The organism is Bacillus gaemokensis (assembly GCF_001590835.1).
GTDB classification, from domain to species: Bacteria; Bacillota; Bacilli; order Bacillales; family Bacillaceae_G; genus Bacillus_A; species Bacillus_A gaemokensis.
The window spans coordinates 83,341-102,633 of the sequence record NZ_LTAQ01000007.1 but is presented as its reverse complement, the minus strand read 5'-3'; the positions used below and the strand labels follow the sequence as shown (position 1 = coordinate 102,633).

Sequence of the window (19,293 nt, the reverse complement as noted above, 5' to 3'; positions counted from 1 at the left end):
TTCATCTAGTTTCCAATAGAATTGAACCTTTTTATGTTTCTTCTTCCAAATTTGATAGATCAGGTTCCCGTATTCATGAACCCAGCGCATGATGGTTGTAGGGTGAACGGAAACTCCTCGTTCTTGTAGGATCTCAGATACATCGTGATAGCTTAAAGAAAAACGACAGTAATAGCCAACGGCTACCAAAATAATATCCTTTTTGAATTGTTTTCCTTTAAAATATCGCATTTCTGATTCTCCTTACCTTTTTTCTAGAGTGTAGTCTCAGTTAGGAAACTTTGCAACAGAACCCTAAACGATCTATATTTGAATCCAGCTTGTCATAAGAATAGTTATTCCACTGATCCTATAGCAATTAAAGAAAAACTATTCGACAGAAAAGGTATTGGGTATTATCAAGGTACAAAATTATTTTATTAGATATTCAATCTATATTTAGGGTGTATATCTGTAACATAAAATAGGAATCTACATTCCTTAAATATGTCCAAAAAAATTTTATTTTAGGGGATTAGATATCTGTAATACTGAACCACCCCTATGATTTCGCAATTTATTCCTATAAGAATATTTTTCACTGTTCAATATAATGTAAAATGAGTATAGTTTCAATTGAATTAAACATTCTTTTTACCTTTAGATCTATGAAATTTAAAATAAATATATCGAAATCTAGGTTCTGTTGCAAAGTTTAAAAATATCCCAAAACATTGAATGTATTATACGATATTTTGTATATAATATGTCGTTTATTTTTGTAATTTGTATCTTTATACCATATTTTTAAAGAGATAAAATCTTTGCAACAGAACCTTTAATGGTATTAAATTTGCTAGGGAGGAATTAGATCGTCATGAAAAAATTTGTAAAGGCAATGCTATTATGTTTTGTTATTTTTGCTGTTTATCCTACAACAAATGCTTTTGCAGCTAATAAATATTTAGCTGGAACTCATGGGTATTGGGAGTCAATAGGGACATCGTGTCAAAAGCAGATTTGGGCTTTTTATAAATATGACTCTAATGGTTTATACAACCCAATAGATTATGGTTGGGTACAATCTGAAAATGAAGTAGATTGGTATTATATTAAGGAGCATGTTATGTTTGACCCATCTAATTCGTGTCTTAAAAATTATAACGGCAGCTCTTGGTTGAAGATAGACGGTAGATGGTATTTATTCAACCCTGGTGGAAAGCTAGTTAAGAAAGAAGGTTGGGAATGGTCGGCTAATGCTGGGAGATGGATATATTGGATTCCTGGAAATTATGGACTTGCAACAAATGAATCAAGGGTAATTAACGGGGTAACATATTACTTTGATAGCAACGGTTATATGAAATAACAGTGAAAAGAAGAATACTTGAAGGAGTATTCTTTTTTTATTTTCGACAATGTCAGATATGGATAACTTAAAATAAAGTGGCAGAGTCGTGACCGCTTTTTGGCAGTAAATGTGCCGGTTGTTTTGGAATCAACGTGATATATTTGTATTGTGAGTAGTGGCGGAAAACATTGCTCGCAAGATTCCTGATAACTGAAAAGGTTCTGTTGAAAAGTCTTTAAAACTAAGCTAAACTTTTGCAAAACAAAGTGAGGAGAATCATACATGAGATATTTTAAAGGAAAGCAATTTAAACAAGATCTTATTTTAGTAGCCGTTTGCTACTACTGTCGCTTTTCTTTAAGCTATCGTGATGTCTCTGAAATTTTGAATGAACGTGGTGTTTCAGTTCATCCAACAACTATTATGCGCTGGGTTCATGAATATGGCCACCTGATCTATCAAATTTGGAAGAAGAAAAATAAAAGCGTAGAACTATCTTGGAAATTGGATGAGACCTATATAAAAGTCAAAGGCGAATGGCGTTACCTGTACCGTGCAGTTGATAAAGAAGGGTACACATTAGATATTCAACTTCGTAAAAAACGAGATCATCAGGCAGCATATGCTTTTATGAAAAGGTTAGTGAAACGGTTCTAACAACAGATAAAGCACCAGCATTACTGTGTGCATTCAAACAATTAAAGGAACAAGGCTTTTATAAACGTACAACTCATTGTACAGTCAAACATTTGAACAATCTCATCGAACAAGAGCATAGACATGTAAAAAGGCGTTTTGCCAAATCTGCAGGATTTCAAAGTATTCGTCATGCTTCACGTACCTTGAAAGGCATCGAAACCATTCATGCCCTCTATAAACAAAAACGAAGTTTACAACAACCAAACTTCGTTTTTTCAACGTATAATGAATTACAACAATTACTAACGATTGCATAAAATCCATCTGCAATCATACCAACTTTTTATCTGTCAAGAAACTTTGCAACAGAACCATAAAACTTATATAAAAAGTTAGTATGAAGATATAATTTAGAAGAGGAGGGAATCACAATGAATTACATATTTTTTAGAAATGCAGATGGGGATACAGGTCACCATTTTGAACCAGGCGGAGGCGGCCATTAAATGGGAACAACACCTACAAAATAGTTGTAGGTGTTGTTCCCATTTAATCGTTCTCTTTTATAAGTTGTTCCAAGATAATTTCTACTTCTCTAATGCTTAATTTACTTGCTTTTGCAATTGTCTCAATCGGAACACCTAATTCATGCATCCCTTGAATCATCTGTATTTTTCCTTTTTTGAAACCTTCCTCTAAGCCTTCTTCTCGAGCGTGAGCTAATTTTGCCTGTTCATCAAATAAAACCTTTTCCCTAGCCTCATACTGTGATCGAAAAGAACTATTTTGACTCATATCTTCCCATTTATTGAGTGCTTTCTGTAATATTGGATCTTGATTCATAGCAATCTCCTCCAGTGTGTGGGTTAAATGTTCATCCTCGTGTGCTGGTAAAAGTAATAACCAACGAGCAAATTTATTATCCCACGGATTGATTTTTTCTTCTCTCCATTGCTGGAGCAACTTAGGGATCTCAATAAAATGAATTTCTAAATCATCAAGTAACACTCGCTGTTGCTGTCGGCTCCATAATTGACCTGTTGTTTGAATATCCTCAAAATGAGGGAATAAACAAAAATCTAATAAGTTAATGGCAATAGTTTTACGAAGAGCACGATATGGCATGCCTTTTTCAATTTGAGATGTATATAATTTTGACCAATAATACAACGACCGTTTAATCATGTCTTGTGTATTCCGTACTTGAATTTCAACATTTACTTTTGTTCCGTTATCCAGTGTCGCTAATATATCTAATATGGATAATTTGTCATCCTCATATTCTTGATGTAGATGTGGGTCTTCTATTTGTAGAGATTGAATAGGAGATGATAAGGATTCATGTAGCATAGCGTTTAAAAAGCTAATCAGCAATTCTTCGTTTCCTTTTACCCCAAATAATTGTTTGAACGCAAAATCCACTCGTAAATTCACTAATTTAGGGGTCTGTGTAGCAATGGAACCAAATCACGCAATAAGTATTAGCGGACATTATCCGTGCACAAAAAAAGAAGACTCTTCAATTTGGAAGACCTTCCTTTTTAAAGATTCATAAATAATCTACATAGTTTATCATATCTGACAAAGGAATTATAAATGTAACTTTAGTTCCTATATTTTCCTTAGAGTCAATCGTAATTTTTATGCCTAGCTTGGAACAAAGCTTTTCACATAGATACAAGCCCATACCTGTACTTTTACTAAATCTTCTACCATTTTCACCTGTAAATCCTTTTTCAAACACTCTATTTATATCTTTATCTACGATCCCTACTCCATTATCTTCTATAGTTAACATGACTGAGTTGGCTTTCTTAACTGAATATATGCTGATCATAGGCGTTTCACTGTTTGCATATTTTACAGCGTTCCCTATTATCTGATTGAGCATAAACTCGAACCATTTTCTATCACTATATACAATTTCGTTGATATCTTTTATATCTAGTTTGATTTTCTTATGAATGAAATCCCTATAATTTCTTTTCACGACATTCCTTACTGCATTATTAAGTTGAATGGGTTTAATAATGTAGTCTTTGCTTACATTGTTACTTCGTGAATAATACAACACCTGTTCTACAAATCCCTCAATCCTATCGATCTGGAGGTCTATTTTATTCGTTAATTCATTTTGGTTATTTTCAATAATTAGCTTTGTAGAAGCAATTGGGGTTTTAATCTCATGTACCCATGTTTCTATATACTCCCTATAGTCTGCCTGCATATCTTTATAGTATTTCACCTTCTCATGCATATCTCTACTTACCTGCTTCAATATATGGTTTAGTTTTTCCCCATGGATAAAATGAGCTTCCTTTATTACTTCTGGAAGTAAGTATTTTTTATCTAAACTTTCTAATATGCTGTCAACTTCATCATAATATGCTTTAGCCTGTATACACTCTAAAGCCATATACGAAAATAAGGGCAAAAACCAAATGAAAAACACAAAGAATATGAGAAGGGCATGAAAATCCATCATAACCATCACAACTAATAATATAAAAAATAGCAGCAGGTTAGATATAATTACTACCACTTTGTCTTTAATAAATTTACCTATACTCATGGCATGATATACCCCATTCCCCTTCTTGTTTCGATTGGGTTTTCGATGCCAATCTCCTCGAGCTTTTTTCGTAATCTAGTAATATTCACAGTTAAAGTACTGTCATCTACAAAATAATCTGCTTTCCACAAGTGTTCCATAAGGAACTCCCTTTTTACGATATTTCCCTTATTGTTTATTAAATAGGAAAGGATTTTTACTTCATTTTTCGTTAACTCTATCGCTTGGTCTTTATACATAACGCTTGCATTGGAAAGATTTAAATGGAAATCCATGTAACTTAACATATTACTCGCCTTCGAGCTTCCATATGTTCTTTTCAAGATATTTGTTATCCTTGCTAATAATATTTCTGTATTATAGGGCTTTGTAATAAAATCATCTGCACCTAAGTTCATACTCATTAATTCATCTACTTCATTGTCCCTACTTGTAACTATTATAATTGGAACATCTGAATTTTTACGTATTTCTCTACATATATAATATCCATCGAACACAGGAAGATTTATGTCTAGCAATATAAGGTCTGCATTTTCGTTTTCAACATACTGCATGATATTATTATAATCTATAGGAGCTTTTACATCGTATCCATATCTTTGTAAAAAGTTTTGCAATTCTTCTCTGATCACTTCATCATCTTCAATAATCATAATTTTTTTCATAAAATTCCCCCCTCCGATCTATTTCACCTTCCATTATATTATCCCTTATATTTTATATAAATATACAGCTATATTTAACTACTAAATATGAAAGTACATATTTAGTTTTATCAGGAATTTTCACCTGTTAAATTCTTGATTATGTTAAAGAGGTACCTACTTTTCAGTAAATACCTCTTTACATGAATACTTATTTATTATTTAACATTTAACTTTTCTTTCACTTTTTCAGATAATTGTTCCGCTGTTACCTCTTTATATGAGTTTATATCATTTGAATCCTTATTCAAGGGTTTAAATACATCAACAGCAAGATATGCATTTACTTTCAGCTTTTTTTTAGCCCAAAATTTCACAGGAACCTCATTTCCGTTTTTATCATATGCCATTAGATTATAATCAACGAATCCCGTCGAAGGGTTCACAATGCCTGATTTACTATTTTCTGTTATTTTAACGTAACACTTTTCATACTTCATTTTATTATAACCGTACCAACCTCCAACTGCTGCGAGTAACAGTCCACTTAAAATACTTAAAATAATTAGCGTTTTTTTCAAAATAATCACCTTTTACTTCTATTAGTTTTACTGCTGAATTTTACTAAAACCTTGTCTACAATCAATCTCTTTATAAATTACTCTTAACAATATTTTTATATCCCGTATATGTTGTAAAGAAATATCCTACATACACTATAATAAATATGAAAGCGGTCATTAGCGCTGAAAAGGTAATATCTAGTTTATACACATTACTTATCGTGTCACTCATCATCTTAATTCCCACCACTGAGTGAATCAATGCAAGAATAACTGGAAGACTAAAATATATGCCAGTTTGCATAAAAATTGTTTTGTTAATCATTCTTTCGTTTGCACCAATTCTCTTTAAGGCTTTATATCTTTCTATACTATCACTGGCCTCTGATAATTGTTGAAGAGCTAATACAGCCATGCTAGTAATTAAGAACACGATTCCAATATATATTCCAATATACAGCACCATAACTGTGGACGCCTTGGATTCTGAGTATGTTTGATCCTTTGATACCCCGTATGGGATACCATTATCCCGATATCCAGCCATAAAAAAGTCCTCGGCGATTTTATCATATTTTTTATTATATTCTTCTCTGTTTTTATCTAAATAACTTACATTAAAAAATGACTTACGAATCTTATAACCTGATAAAAATTCATCATTTATAATGATTGTACATTCATTATCTGTAAAACCATTAGTAGTATGAAGATTTTCTTCTACAACTTTAGTTTGTTTTACCGAGTATTCTTTTCCTTTAATATTAAGTTTATTACTGTCTTTCAATTTTTTATTAATTGATTTAACTATTGGATCTTTATCTGATGAGATTAAAACCTCATCCTTATTTAAAGTTATTTCTTTTTTACCCTTTAATTGGAGAATTTTATTATAATCAGATACCTTAACAAAGCTTACGTTAAATGGTTGAAGCTTTTTATCTCGAGATTTCAACAATTCTCCTGCGCTTAACTCTGCATCATATTCATTGTAAACTATATATTTTTCATTTTTACTTATTTTAGATTTAATCTTATTTAACGTATCTTCATTGCTATTTTGACCATCATTGTACAACCTTACGCTAGCATCAAAAGGCGTTACTTGTTTAGTTCCTTCTTCAGTAGCTTGTTTAGCACTTATTCCAGTAGACAATATCGCTATTGTAAGAAATAACATTAAGCAAATGAGAGACATGGATAAAAAATTCGTATTTACCTTACTATTTATTTGTTTAATTATAAAAATATTTAACTCTTTTAAATATACCTTTTTATTTTTCTTTACTATATACAAGATGAATCCAGATAAACTAAAGAAAAATAATACTGTACCTAAAATTCCAAGGATTATTGCTAGCAGGAACATAGGATCATCTACCTTGAGGCCTATGTTCAGTATTGTTTTATATGCATAACCAAGCGAAATTACGCATAAAATAAATATCATTAGATGTATAATAGGATTTTTAAATTTTACTTCTTCATTTTTCTTACTTGCTGTTATCAAATCGATGATCTTGTACTTAGAAATAACAAATACATTAAAGATTATAACAAGTAAGAACATGATACCGAAGTACAATATAGTCTTACCTATAGCACCTGTCGAAACTGCGAATTTATATTCACTCATCGGTAAATCGAATAGCTTTAAAGTCAAGCTAGATAAGGCTTGTGATGCTGCAATCCCTAGTATAAGTCCGCTAATTAAAGAGATAGCTCCAACTATTATGGTCTCTGTTACTAATATGCTAGATATTCTTCTTTTTCCCATACCTAAGGTCATATAAATTCCTAATTCTTTTTTACGTTTCTTTATTAAAAAATTACTCGCATATAATATAAGACTTCCTAATATGATGGATACAAATACTGATATACCAGCCAATGCACTAGTTAACGTTTTTATATATGATGAACCTGTATACTTCAGTTCAGTAAGCGCCTTTTGTGACTCTATTGAATTAAAGCTATAAAATATACAAACCGCTAATGTTAGTGTTAAGAAATATATAGCATAATCCTTAAAACTCTTCTTTACATTACTTACGGCAATCTTAGAGTACATTATTATCATCACCTCCAAGCAGTGTGATAACTTCAATAATTTTATTAAAAAATTCTTTTCTAGAATCAGTCCCTCTTACTAACTCATTGAATATTTTACCATCTTTAATAAAAAGGATTCTATGAGCATAGCTAGCTGTAAAGGCATCATGCGTAACCATAAGAATTGTTGTCTTTAAATCTTTATTTAGACTCTCAAATCTTTCCAGTAATAATCTAGATGATTTAGAATCCAGCGCCCCGGTTGGTTCATCCGCAAGGACTAAGGATGGATCTGTCACGATTGCTCTTGCTGACGCAACCCTTTGTTTTTGTCCACCTGACATCTGATAAGGATATTTGTTTAAAACCTCTTCAATCTCTAAATACTTTGCTACTGCTTTTATTTTCCCATCTATTTCTGAACTTTTTTCACCTTTAATTGTTAACGCTAAAGCAATATTTTCATATGCTGTAAGAGTATCTAATAGGTTAAAATCCTGAAATATAAAGCCTAACTCATTTCGTCTAAATTTATCTAATGCTTTTGACTTTAACCTAGTAATGTCACTATTATTAATGATGATTTTTCCTGTTGTAATATGATCGATCGTTGAAATACAGTTAAGAAGTGTCGTTTTACCACTTCCTGAAGGTCCCATGATTCCAACGAATTCCCCTTCATCTACTTTAAAGCTGATATTATCAATTGCCTTTGTTACGTTATCTTTATTTCCATAATACTTTTCAATTTTTTCAACACTTAATATGGTTTTCATTTGTAGCACTCCTTTTGGTAACGCTCCTGTTTTGACTTCGTCTTATGTAACTAATTTTATCCGGTTATATTTGTAGTATCGATGGAACTACATTACATTAACATTACATTTTCGTAATGTTTCACAAAAGAAACCCTCGACTCATGAATAAGCCAAGGGAAAAATAATGAAAGAGAATTTTGTTTTAGGCACAGTTCCTAAGTAGAAGCTGGATTTGAGTTAATATTTTAGACACAAAAAAGTTAAATCTATGCTACTTTTTTAGCCATATCTTCTATTACTTAGTGATTCGTGGGGTCTGTGTAGCAATATAAGCATTAGCGGGCATTATCCGTGCACAAAAAAGGAAGGCTCTTTAATTTGAAAGACCTTCCTTTTTAAAAATACATGTTAGTATTATTTATAGATGTCACCACGAATTCCGATGGCTTGTATGTATATGACTTTCTTATTATAATTTATTTCAAATAAAATTCAAAAGGTTCCAACCTGTAATTGATATAGATCTGTGTAACCCTTCATACTTTTAATATCTCCTTTAAGGGAGATTTCAAGAAGCCCTTCAGCAATTCTTTTTTACTTTGCAATAAATTTTATTGCGGACTTATGGTAAATCAACTCGCATACCGAACTCATGTTCCTACCCTCTCCTGATACATATCCTTCTTCATTTTGTAATTGTTCTAGCTCTTGTTTCGATTATGGTTCATCATCTAGTTCTGTACAATCAATGTTCTCCCAATCTGCAAGTTTTTTTTTTGAGCGTTGAAATCTTCTTTACGAATAGCCATGTGCTACACCGACCTTCGGTATTGTTTTAAATGTCCACTAATTAATATTAGTGGACATAAAGTGTAGAAAAATAAACGTTTGATGTCCGCTAATATAACTGATAAGATTAAATTGGAATGTCCGCTAATATAAATCAATATCAAAGGAGGTACATATGACATCTACAAAAATAATTTCTGTACAGGGAACAGCTTTCATCTCAGATTTTATTTCTAGCTTATCTCTAGAAGGAGATTTACATACAAAAACACTTACAGAATATACAAGTGATCTTAAAGACTTTATATATTGGTTTGAAAATGTATGGGGAAATCATGCAGAAGATACTATTTTCCATCCGACAAACGTCACTGCCCGAACAATTGCGAGGTACCGAGAACACATGCAAATTAATAGATCTTTAAAGCCTTCTACAATCAATAGAAGGATTAACTCTATTAAACGATATTTTGATTGGGCTAAACAACAAAGATTAATCCAAACGAATTATTCAAAAGCTATTAAGTTTGTTCCAACAGAAAAAACAAGTCCAAGACAAATGACAGATAAAGAAGAAGCATCTTTAATGAACGCTGTTGAAAAATACGGCACCTTACGTGACAAAACAATGATGATCTTTATGCTTCATACTGGTCTTCGTTCAATGGAGGTTTGTGATGTTCAAGTAGCAGATATCGTTATGAGAAAAAGGGGAGGTCATGTCGTCGTTCGATCCGGAAAGCGAAATAAACAGAGGGAAGTTCCTTTAAATAGTACGATTCGTTTAGCATTGGAAGAGTATATAAGATCAAGTAATATTTTACAGGGTTATTTGTTTCCTTCTTCTAAAACAGGAAAACGATTACAAGAAAGGGGTGTCCGTCATATTCTCCAAAAGTATATGCGTCTTGCCAAATTAGATTTTAGTGCACATGATTTAAGACATCGCTTTGGTTATGTGATGGCTGAACGCACACCTCTACATCGCTTGGCACAAATTATGGGACACGATAACTTGAATACTACGATGATTTATGTAAGAGCTACTCAAGCAGACTTACAGGGCGAAGTGGAGAAGATTGCATGGAACTAAAGAATAGAAATACCTATCTTATCATTTGATGTAAACAAATAATTGTAACAGGAGGAACTGGAATTATGCCTGTAGATTTTTTAACACCTGAACAAGAAGTTAAATATGGGTGTTTTAGTGAAACTCCAACATCAGAACAACTGGCAAAATATTTTTGGCTAGATGATAAAGATAAAGAACTTATATGGAATCGTCGAGGTGCTCATAATCAACTCGGCTTTGCTGTTCAATTAGGAACCGTGAGGTTCCTAGGTACATTTTTATCTGATCCTACAGATGTACCACATGCTGTGGTGGCATATATAGCAGATCAACTTGGTTTAGACGCCAAAAGCTTTGCTAATTACCAAAATAATTGAAATCATTGGGAACACATGAATGAAATACGTTCTACTTATGGATACAAAAATTTTACAGATCAGCCAGGGCATTGGCGTCTGATCAGATGGTTATATACACGTGCTTGGTTACACAATGACCGACCAAGTATATTGTTTGACCTAGCCACAGCACGATGTATAGAACAAAAAATTTTATTACCTGGTGTATCAGTATTAACAAAGTTAGTCGCGAAAGTTCGTGATCGTGCGTCAGAAAATCTATGGGAAAAACTCGCTGAACTTCCTTGTACTGAACAGCGCAAACAATTGGAGAATCTTCTTCAATCAGATCCCGAAAAAAAGAAAACACATTTAGAGCGTTTAAGCAATCCTCCGTTTACTATCAGTGTTACAGGTATTAAACATTCTCTTCATCGACTACAAGAGCTTCGGCATTTAGAAGCCGAATATTGGGATATATCTGGAATCCCTACTAAAAGACTGCAACAACTTGCTCGGCATGCCGTAGCTGTAAGATCACAAGCAATTGCCAGAATGAATGATGAGCGTCGAATAGCTGTGTTAGTGGCATTTGCTAAGATTTATACACAAAATGCTCAAGATGATGTGATTGATATTCTAGATCGATACTTAACAGATTTATTTGCTAAGACGTATCGAAAAGAACAAAAAGAACGTCTTCGTACAATTAAGGATTTAGATAAAGCAGCACGTCAACTCCGGGAAGCTTGCATAACATTATTAGAGCATACTGATCCTTCTATCCATCCAAAGGTTGCAGTGTTCAAAAAAGTCCCAGAAAAAGATTTGATACAGGCTGTTCAAATTGTTGATTCACTCACCTGTCCGCCGGATCAAACGCTAGCATATTCAGGATTATTGCAACATTACGGTGCAATTCGGAAATTCCTTCCGCTACTCATGGAAGAAATTGAACTACAAGCAACACCCGCTGGGCTTCCTATTTTACAAGCATGGAATTTTGTAAAAGAACATGGAGATTCTAGCAAGAAAAAGTGGAAAAATGCCCTTCTTGTTGGTTTGAATACAAATTGGTCTAAGATTGTAGTTGATAAGAAAACACGAACTGTAAATCATCGTGCTTATACATTTTGGATGCTCGAACAGGTAGTAGATGCTCTACGGCGCCATGATCTTTATATCGTTGGAAGTGCAAAATATGGGGATCTCCGTTCACAATTGCTACAAGGAGAAGAATGGAATGTAATCCGTCCTAGTATTCTACGGTCATTAGATTGGTCTTTAGATTCTTATGAATCTTTTGCCCCTCTTAAAGAAGAATTAGATTTGGCTTATCATCAAACCGTCGAAAACTGGGATAGTAATCCAGCAGTTAAAATAGAGACGTTTGCTGGTAAACAAAGAATTACTCTTACGCCTCTACAGAAAATTCAAGAATCCGAAACACTAGGAATATTAAGAAAGCGTATACAAGATATGTTACTAAACATAGACATTCCTGAACTATTATTAGAGGTAAATCGTTGGACCGGATTTATGAATGCTTTCCGACATATTAGTGAAGCTAGATCAAGGATTAATGATCTACCCATAAGTATTTGTGCATTACTGATATCTCAAGCTTGTAACATAGGCTTACGCCCTCTTGTTCAAGATGGTGTCTCCTCATTAGCACGTGATCGTCTTACCTGGATTGAACAAAATTATTTTCGTGCAGAAACTCTTACAGAAGCCAATACAAGATTAGTGGATTTTCATAGTCAGTTAGACTTGGCAAATATATGGGGAGGTGGTGAAATTGCTTCAGCAGATGGGCTACGTTTCTTTACTCCAGTAAAATCTGTGCATTCTGGACCGAACCCTAAGTATTTTGGTACAGGTCGTGGAGTTACTTTTTACAACTTTACTAGTGATCAATTTACAGGACTTCATGGACTTGTGATTCCAGGAACCATTCACGATTCTTTATATTTACTTCAATGTGTGTTAGAACAGGACACGAGTTTACAGCCAAAAGAAATCATGACAGATACAGCTGGTTATAGTGATATCATTTTTGGACTCTTTGGATTATTAGGTTATCAATTTAGCCCACGTTTAGCTGATGTTGGTGCGTTACGTCTTTGACGTTTTGATGCCACACCAGATTATGGAATTCTGAATCCGTTAACTAAAGGGCGCATTCGTGAAGACTTGATACATCGTCATTGGGAGGACATACTTCGGGTTGCCGGTTCCCTTTCATTAAATAAAGTTAATGCAACTCATCTTATCCAAGCATTACAACAGAATGGAAAACCTACCATGTTAGGGCGAGCAATTGGAGAATTTGGACGGATTTTTAAGACACGTTATTTGCTTTTATACTTAAATGATGAGAACTATCGTCGAAAAATTCTAACGCAGTTAAACAGAGGAGAGGCAAGACATAGTTTAGCAAGGGCTGTATTTTATGGAAAGCGGGGAGAGCTTCATCAATCTTATCGAGCAGGTCAAGAAGATCAATTGGGTGCATTGGGATTAGTCGTAAATGCGATTGTAGTGTGGAATACTCGTTATATGGAATCAGCCTTACAAGTTCTCCGAAATCGTGGTCATACTCTGGATGACGATGACATTGCTAGGCTTTCTCCACTTGGACATGAACATATCAATATAGTAGGGCGTTATTCATTTATTCTTCCTGAAGAAATAAAAGATGGCCGATTGCGCACTTTAACATATAAAGAAGATACTCCAATGGAGTAAGGTGGAATAGAAATCCTATATTTTTTACAAGATAGGATTTCTAATGTCCGCTAATGCTTATTGCGTGATTTGGTTCCATTGCTACACAGACCCCATATTCAGTTATGATGAAAATTTGACCAACCCTACTTCCCATGTTGTAGAAATAAATTTGAATTCCAAAAAAATAAAATCACTATTTGACGATACGAAAAAATACTTTAAAATAAGGGCGCTAAAATATGATAAAAAAAGTGAAGGTTTCTTTTTCTTATCAAGTTTTTATGATAGTAAAAAAGATTATAGTACATTGGGAGCCCCCAAGGAAAGTGTGCTTTCTTACTATGATATTAAGAAAAAGACGGTAAAAGATATATGGCGTACTGATAAAGGAGTAATCGTTAATTATTCAATGGAGATAAAATGAAAGTAAAATATTAATTCAATTCTAAAACTAGTAACTAAGAAAACAACCCCCAATGTTTTCAAACAACATAAAATCATAAATTTTCTCTTTACTTTACCATCTAAACCAAAACATTTATTTCCTAAATACAAAAATTCAAAAAAGAAACGAAGTCAAATTGACTTCGTTTCTTTTTTACTAACTATTTTTTTCTAGAATACGTTCAACCTCATCAACACTTAACTTGCTTGCTTTAGCAATCGTTTCAAGTGGTACACCAAGTTCATGCATACCTTTGATCATCTGTGTCTTCCCTTGCTGAACCCCTTCTTGAATCCCTTCCTTTTTCCCTTCATTACGAGCGTGAGCAAACTTTGCGGCCTCATCCATTAAGACCTTTTCCCTCGCTTCATATGCTTGGCGAAAAGAAGAATCTTGACTCATACGTTCCCATTTATTCATTGCTTTTTGTAAAATTGGATCTTGATTCATGGCAATATCCTCCAATGTTTGGGTTAATTGTTCATCTTCATTCGCTGGAAGTAATAATAACCAACGAACAAACGAATCTTTCCAGGGATTTACTTGTTCATTACGCCACTGTTGCATGAGCTTTGGAATCTCCACGATATGAACTTCTATATCATCACTTAATACCTTCTGTTGCTGTTTATTCCATAGGATTCCTGTTGTATGGAATGCTTCATATTCTGGAAACATGGCAAAGTTTAATAAATTAATTGTGATGGTTTTATGAAGAGAGCTATAAGGCATCCCCTTTTGTAGTTGAGATGTATATAATCTTCCCCAATAATATAAACTTCTTTTGATCATGTCATGATTATTATTTAACTGTATTTCTACGTTTACTTTTGTTCCTGTGTCTAGTGTCGCTGAAATATCTAAAATCGATAATTTATCTTCTTCATGTTCTCGGTGCAAGTGTGGGTCTTCTAACTGTAATGAAGCAATGGGCGATTCTAACGAATCTTTTAACATTGCATTTAAAAAGGCAACCAGAATATCTTCGTTTCCACTTGTACCAAATAATTGTTTAAAAGCAAAATCAATACGTAAATTCACTAACTGTTGGTTGGACATGGGTTTTCCTCTCCCCATCTCATACGATGTTTTTCTTTTATTGTACATAAAAGAGTGGTAACCATGCAAACAAGTCCTTATCACAACATACATAAGGACTTACACCAATATTGATAACATTATATTTACAATATATCACTGGTTCTTATGAGTTTAACATTTTGTAAGTTTTGTAAAACTCATTTTCATTTTTCGGAAACAGAATATTCAGTTATAAAATGATATTCTACTCTGAGATACTATGCTAGTATGAAAGTATAATTTAGAAAAGGAGGAAATCAAATGAAATACGCACATGGAAATACTGGTCATCATTTTGAACCAGGTGGACATTAAAATACTAACCAATTGAAACAATAAATTAACTCCCCATCACTTTAAAAGATGGGGAGTTAACCTATACACGCCCCCTATTATTAAAAATATGGCAACCAAGATGTGCCTGTTTGCGGCTTTTATATCGATAAGGCATTTCAAATGCATCTATCACTTTATCACAGTGAATACAAATATCTGCTTTTCCGAACATACTTTGTAGTTTATTTGCTAGATGTATAATTTCATCTTTGTTTAAAGTAATTTGAACATGAGTTAAGCCTTTGGAATTTACATTAGACTGACTGATTTCAACTAAATCATTTGTTATATGTGCCAATGTGTCATCTCTAATTAAAATGGTCTTCACCAATCCCAATCACCTTCCTTATTTTATATTCTGCTCAGGAAGTTTTAGGATTAAACTATTCAGGTGAAGTCTTTTAACATGTATCATCAATAGAATTCACTAAAAACAAAATCGTAAAATGCATCTGTAACATTTTCAACATCATCATTTGAAATATATTTTGATAATGTCTGTATTAAAAGTGGGGGTTCTGGTGCAAATATATAATGAAGAACAAGAATAATAATAGATTCTTAACGGAATCCTCCCTTATGCTATAAGATTAAATACTTGATGAATGAATTTTTTCTGCTTTTGGACAGACTGATTTTCTAAATTAATCTGTCTCTTTTTAATCATATGCATAGCTTCTATTCCACTCAATATAGAGATGGCTGTTTTATACGACTTAAACCCTAACATACAACGTACACGTTTCTTAATAAAACGATGATCCTGATCCACGATGTTGTTCAGATATTTTATTTGTCTCACTCGGGTGCCTTCCGGCATCTTTTTTTCGTTTTTCAACTCTTGAATTGATACTGGATAGGCTGGATTTTTATCTACTGTTATTACACGAGGTCTGGCAACATGTGAAAAAGCCAAGGCTTTTTTCAAGAAGCGCTTGGCTGCCTTGGCATCTCTCGTTTTACTAAGGAAAAAGTCAATGGATGTATCTGAATCGACTGCACGATACAGATACATCCATTGTCCTTTTACTTTGATGTACGTTTCATCCACTCTCCATGAGTCATTCGTTTGTTTGAGGTGACGTCGAATTCGCTTATCCAACTCAGGACCATACTGATGAACCCAACGCATAATCGTTGTATGAGAAATGGATAAGCCTCGTTCTTCCATCATTTCCACCAAATCACGGAAACTTAGGTTGTACCGTAGGTACCATCTCACGGTTAATAAAATAATATCCGGTTGATAATGTTTCCACTTGAATAGATTTTTCTTTTCCATACTGATCACGTCCTTTTTAGAGTACTAGTATCAGTATGTCCAAGTTTTCTAGATTTCTTGCACCAGAACCTAAAATAATATCTTTCTTGAATTGTTTTCCTTTAAAATATCTCATATCTGATTCTCCTAGATCCTGTTTTCTAGAGTGTAGCTTTATGTAGAAAACTTTGCAACAGAACCCTATTTACTAGTACACGATAACCGGTTCGTAAGTGCTTAAATTATCATACACAGTTTTTGCAATACTAGGAGGAAGATTAACACATCCGCCCGATCCCCCCGTTAAATAGGCATTATTTGCCCAGTTTGTTCGCCAGCCGGCATCGTGGAACCCTTGGCCGCTATTTGTGAACGGAGCCCAATAATCTACCTTAACGGAATAATCAGGTTTACCTACTGCGCTGCCTTTGAGTGTGTACGGTGATCGTTTATAAAGGACGTACCACACACCTGGTGATGTATCTTCACTCGTGCTATGTTTACCAGTTACTACATTTGTTGTGACTGCTAATTTTCCATCTTTATAAATCCAAATTTGTTGCTCTGCAATTGAAACTTCCGCATACGTGTCTCCGATGCCATTATTCGATGTTGTTTCATAACCGATGCCTTCATTACTCCAGCCATTTCCGTGAATATTAGAAGCAGAAAGTGATTTTTCGCCTTTTTCAAAGGCTTGTTGGACTTGCTTTGTTTCTTTTTCAATATCTAGTGCCCAGCCATAGCCTTGTCCTTTTACTGATATGACCGAACCGGAATGGGTTTTAAATGTGAAGTCTTTATTTAATGTTGATTTAGCATTATTAATTCCAGCAATCTTATTCTTAATGTCGCTCGCGTCGATTGTAACTTTCATATCCTTTGACATAGAGGCATTTTGAATTAAATCTATCGCTTTTAAAGGATAAACTTCATTCTGTACCTTATAATCAACGGACTGTTGAAGAAGAGCCTGTAGTGCTTTCTCCTCTTTTTTGACAATCGGATTGTCTTCTTTAATAGGCTGTATGTATGCAGACTTCAGATGAATTTCGCTTTTATACTTCTGCTTGTCGTAATCTTTCAGTAGACTAGTAACGTCATACTGTTTTCCGTCAACGCTTTTCGAGATAACAACTTTTCCTTGTTCGAGCTTCGCCATAGCATCTTGAGGCGCTTTTAATTTTTTATTCATAGAGACGAGCTTTTCTTCTACAAGTTTTTTCATCGTTTCGCTACGATACTGATCCGCCTTTTCCGGTAGCAGTGAATAATTTTTTTCCTTTGAGGAAGGGAAAAATGTCCACTGGCTGTTTAATAGTTTCTTAACTTGAGGCAAATCTTTTTCCGTAAGTTCCGTTTGCGTATCTTTTTCATCTAAAATTTGTTGTTGACCGACATAGACTTTGTTTTTTAGTCCAGATATTTTTAATTTCTGTATGGCCTGATCAGCGGTTAGACCACCAACTTTTGTGTCATTAATCGTAACATTTGAATTGAAGTGGGTTGCCTGATAATAACTCATTCCCCCAATGAGAAGTGCAATTATACCGCCACTTGCTGCGATAAGCTTCCAATTTGTAAAACGTTTGCTTGATCTTACTCGTTTTTTATCAACTTCTTTAACTGACTCATTTATTGTATTGTTGTTCATCAATCTTTCCTCCGTATACATCAACGTCAATCGATTTTAAACTAAAATCATTGACTAGTGTACCTTATTGTTCTTAAAATTTCATTATCTTTGACCAGATTTTATCGTATTAAATTGGTCAAGTTTGGACTTTTTAATAGAACGACACATAAAAATGGTAGATAAACTTTTTCAATTCACACTGAATAGTCTCTTATAATCCCCTTATAAGCCCATCCCAAGCCCCTTACAAGTTCCAGATCGATTCGCAACTACTTATCCTGGTGTCGGAGGATGTAGTCATAAAGCTGGTGTGAAAATTCAACTAGAGTATGACTTGTTAAGTGGAGAATTTTCTGATGTGGAAATTGAACCAGGAAAACGAAGTGATCAGGCATATAGTGCGACTCGAACAGGCATGGTACAAAAGGTTCTGTTGCAAAGTTTTCTAAATGAGACTACACTCTAGAAAAAAGGTTCTGTTGCAAAGTTTGAAAAAAAGTATAAACAGGTTGATAAATGAGGAGAAATGTTTAGAAAGAGGCTAGTAATTGTTGAAGTTCATTGTACGTCGAAAAGACGGATTCTATTTGAAGACTTCGCCTTTGTTTATATAAGGAATGAATGGTCTCAATACCTTTTATTGTACGTGAAGCATGACGAAGATTTTGAAATCCTGCGGATTTGGNTTTGAAGACTTCGCCTTTGTTTATATAAGGAATGAATGGTCTCAATACCTTTTATTGTACGTGAAGCATGACGAAGATTTTGAAATCCTGCGGATTTGGAAAAACGTCGCTTCACATGCCTATGGTCCTGTTCTATAAGGTTATTTAAATGCTTAATTGTACAATGAATTGTACGTTTATAAAAGCCTTGTTCTTTTAATTTGTTAAATGCGCAAAGTAACGCTGGGGCTTTGTCGGTTGTGAGAACCTTTGGTTCTCCAAACGTTTGTAAGAGTCTTTTCATAAAAGCATAAGCAGCCTGATGATTGCGCTTTTTACGAAGTTGAATATCCAATGTGTGCCCTTCTTTATCA

14 protein-coding genes and 6 pseudogenes are annotated in these 19,293 nt (G+C 33.8%); 6 read left to right on the top strand and 14 right to left on the bottom strand.

Annotated features, from left to right (window positions below):
• Positions 1 to 231, bottom strand: a pseudogene (locus AZF08_RS09535) (IS6 family transposase); the annotation flags it as partial.
• Positions 232 to 856: 625 nt separating this feature from the next.
• On the opposite strand from AZF08_RS09535, the gene AZF08_RS31190 reads away from it, so the two are divergent.
• The gene (locus AZF08_RS31190) at positions 857 to 1,348 is read left to right on the top strand and encodes a hypothetical protein (RefSeq protein ID WP_235190132.1); all 492 of its coding nucleotides are present in this window, start codon (positions 857 to 859) and stop codon (positions 1,346 to 1,348) included.
• A 264-nt stretch (positions 1,349 to 1,612) separates the two neighbouring features.
• Positions 1,613 to 2,286: pseudogene (locus tag AZF08_RS09525) on the top strand (IS6 family transposase).
• 232 nt (positions 2,287 to 2,518) lie between these two features.
• On the opposite strand, the gene AZF08_RS09520 reads toward AZF08_RS09525, so the two are convergent.
• From AZF08_RS09520 to AZF08_RS31185, 7 genes and pseudogenes are all read right to left on the bottom strand, one after another.
• Positions 2,519 to 3,391 (bottom strand): Rpn family recombination-promoting nuclease/putative transposase, encoded by an 873-nt coding sequence (locus tag AZF08_RS09520; RefSeq protein WP_235190134.1) that lies wholly within the window; start codon positions 3,389 to 3,391, stop codon positions 2,519 to 2,521.
• A gap of 127 nt (positions 3,392 to 3,518) precedes the next feature.
• Complete coding sequence (locus AZF08_RS09515) at positions 3,519 to 4,541, bottom strand: sensor histidine kinase (protein WP_033678704.1); 1,023 nt, start codon at positions 4,539 to 4,541, stop codon at positions 3,519 to 3,521.
• Complete coding sequence (locus tag AZF08_RS09510; RefSeq protein WP_033678706.1) at positions 4,538 to 5,209, bottom strand: response regulator transcription factor; 672 nt, start codon at positions 5,207 to 5,209, stop codon at positions 4,538 to 4,540. The genes AZF08_RS09515 and AZF08_RS09510 overlap by 4 nt, the downstream gene beginning before the upstream one ends.
• A 197-nt stretch (positions 5,210 to 5,406) precedes the next feature.
• Entirely contained in the window at positions 5,407 to 5,778 is a 372-nt protein-coding gene (locus AZF08_RS09505; RefSeq protein ID WP_235190136.1) for a YxeA family protein, read from the bottom strand.
• 61 nt (positions 5,779 to 5,839) lie between these two features.
• Complete coding sequence (locus tag AZF08_RS09500) at positions 5,840 to 7,822, bottom strand: ABC transporter permease (RefSeq protein WP_033678710.1); 1,983 nt, start codon at positions 7,820 to 7,822, stop codon at positions 5,840 to 5,842.
• Positions 7,812 to 8,579, bottom strand: coding sequence for an ABC transporter ATP-binding protein (locus AZF08_RS09495; protein WP_033678713.1), 768 nt, complete (start codon positions 8,577 to 8,579; stop codon positions 7,812 to 7,814). Before AZF08_RS09495 ends, AZF08_RS09500 begins: the two co-directional genes overlap by 11 nt.
• 396 nt (positions 8,580 to 8,975) lie before the next feature.
• A pseudogene (locus AZF08_RS31185) lies at positions 8,976 to 9,149 on the bottom strand (type II toxin-antitoxin system RelE family toxin).
• Positions 9,150 to 9,525: 376 nt separating this feature from the next.
• Between AZF08_RS31185 and AZF08_RS09490 the strand changes: the two are divergent.
• The 3 genes and pseudogenes from AZF08_RS09490 to AZF08_RS09475 all read left to right on the top strand — a co-directional run bounded on the left by AZF08_RS09490 (position 9,526) and on the right by AZF08_RS09475 (position 13,920).
• Complete coding sequence (locus AZF08_RS09490; protein ID WP_033678714.1) at positions 9,526 to 10,443, top strand: tyrosine-type recombinase/integrase; 918 nt, start codon at positions 9,526 to 9,528, stop codon at positions 10,441 to 10,443.
• Positions 10,444 to 10,508: 65 nt separating this feature from the next.
• Positions 10,509 to 13,514, top strand: a pseudogene (locus AZF08_RS28180) (Tn3 family transposase).
• Between the two features lie 43 nt (positions 13,515 to 13,557).
• Entirely contained in the window at positions 13,558 to 13,920 is a 363-nt protein-coding gene (locus AZF08_RS09475; protein ID WP_033678718.1) for a hypothetical protein, read from the top strand.
• 177 nt (positions 13,921 to 14,097) lie between these two features.
• Here AZF08_RS09475 and AZF08_RS09470 read toward each other — a convergent pair whose 3' ends face one another.
• The 4 genes from AZF08_RS09470 to AZF08_RS09455 all read right to left on the bottom strand — a co-directional run bounded on the left by AZF08_RS09470 (position 14,098) and on the right by AZF08_RS09455 (position 18,272).
• On the bottom strand, positions 14,098 to 15,000 hold the full coding sequence (locus tag AZF08_RS09470) for an Rpn family recombination-promoting nuclease/putative transposase (RefSeq protein ID WP_033678720.1): 903 nt from the start codon (positions 14,998 to 15,000) through the stop codon (positions 14,098 to 14,100).
• 397 nt (positions 15,001 to 15,397) lie between these two features.
• Positions 15,398 to 15,685, bottom strand: a complete 288-nt coding sequence (locus AZF08_RS09465; protein WP_235190138.1) for a hypothetical protein — start codon at positions 15,683 to 15,685, stop codon at positions 15,398 to 15,400.
• Positions 15,686 to 15,934: 249 nt separating this feature from the next.
• The gene (locus AZF08_RS09460; RefSeq protein WP_033678725.1) at positions 15,935 to 16,639 is read right to left on the bottom strand and encodes an IS6 family transposase; all 705 of its coding nucleotides are present in this window, start codon (positions 16,637 to 16,639) and stop codon (positions 15,935 to 15,937) included.
• A 187-nt stretch (positions 16,640 to 16,826) separates the two neighbouring features.
• Positions 16,827 to 18,272 carry a L,D-transpeptidase family protein gene (locus tag AZF08_RS09455; protein ID WP_033678726.1) on the bottom strand — a complete coding sequence of 482 codons (1,446 nt, stop codon included), beginning with the start codon at positions 18,270 to 18,272 and terminating at the stop codon, positions 16,827 to 16,829.
• 229 nt (positions 18,273 to 18,501) lie between these two features.
• Here AZF08_RS09455 and AZF08_RS28545 point away from each other — a divergent pair.
• Positions 18,502 to 18,681: pseudogene (locus tag AZF08_RS28545) on the top strand (IS4 family transposase); the annotation flags it as partial.
• 103 nt (positions 18,682 to 18,784) lie between these two features.
• On the opposite strand, the pseudogene AZF08_RS32340 reads toward AZF08_RS28545, so the two are convergent.
• Both AZF08_RS32340 and AZF08_RS09450 read right to left on the bottom strand, forming a co-directional pair.
• Positions 18,785 to 18,937: pseudogene (locus AZF08_RS32340) on the bottom strand (IS6 family transposase); the annotation flags it as partial.
• Positions 18,882 to 19,293 (bottom strand): DDE-type integrase/transposase/recombinase (locus AZF08_RS09450; protein WP_153019509.1); only part of this gene is annotated, 412 nt, incomplete at its 5' end. The gene AZF08_RS09450 and the pseudogene AZF08_RS32340, both read right to left, overlap by 56 nt.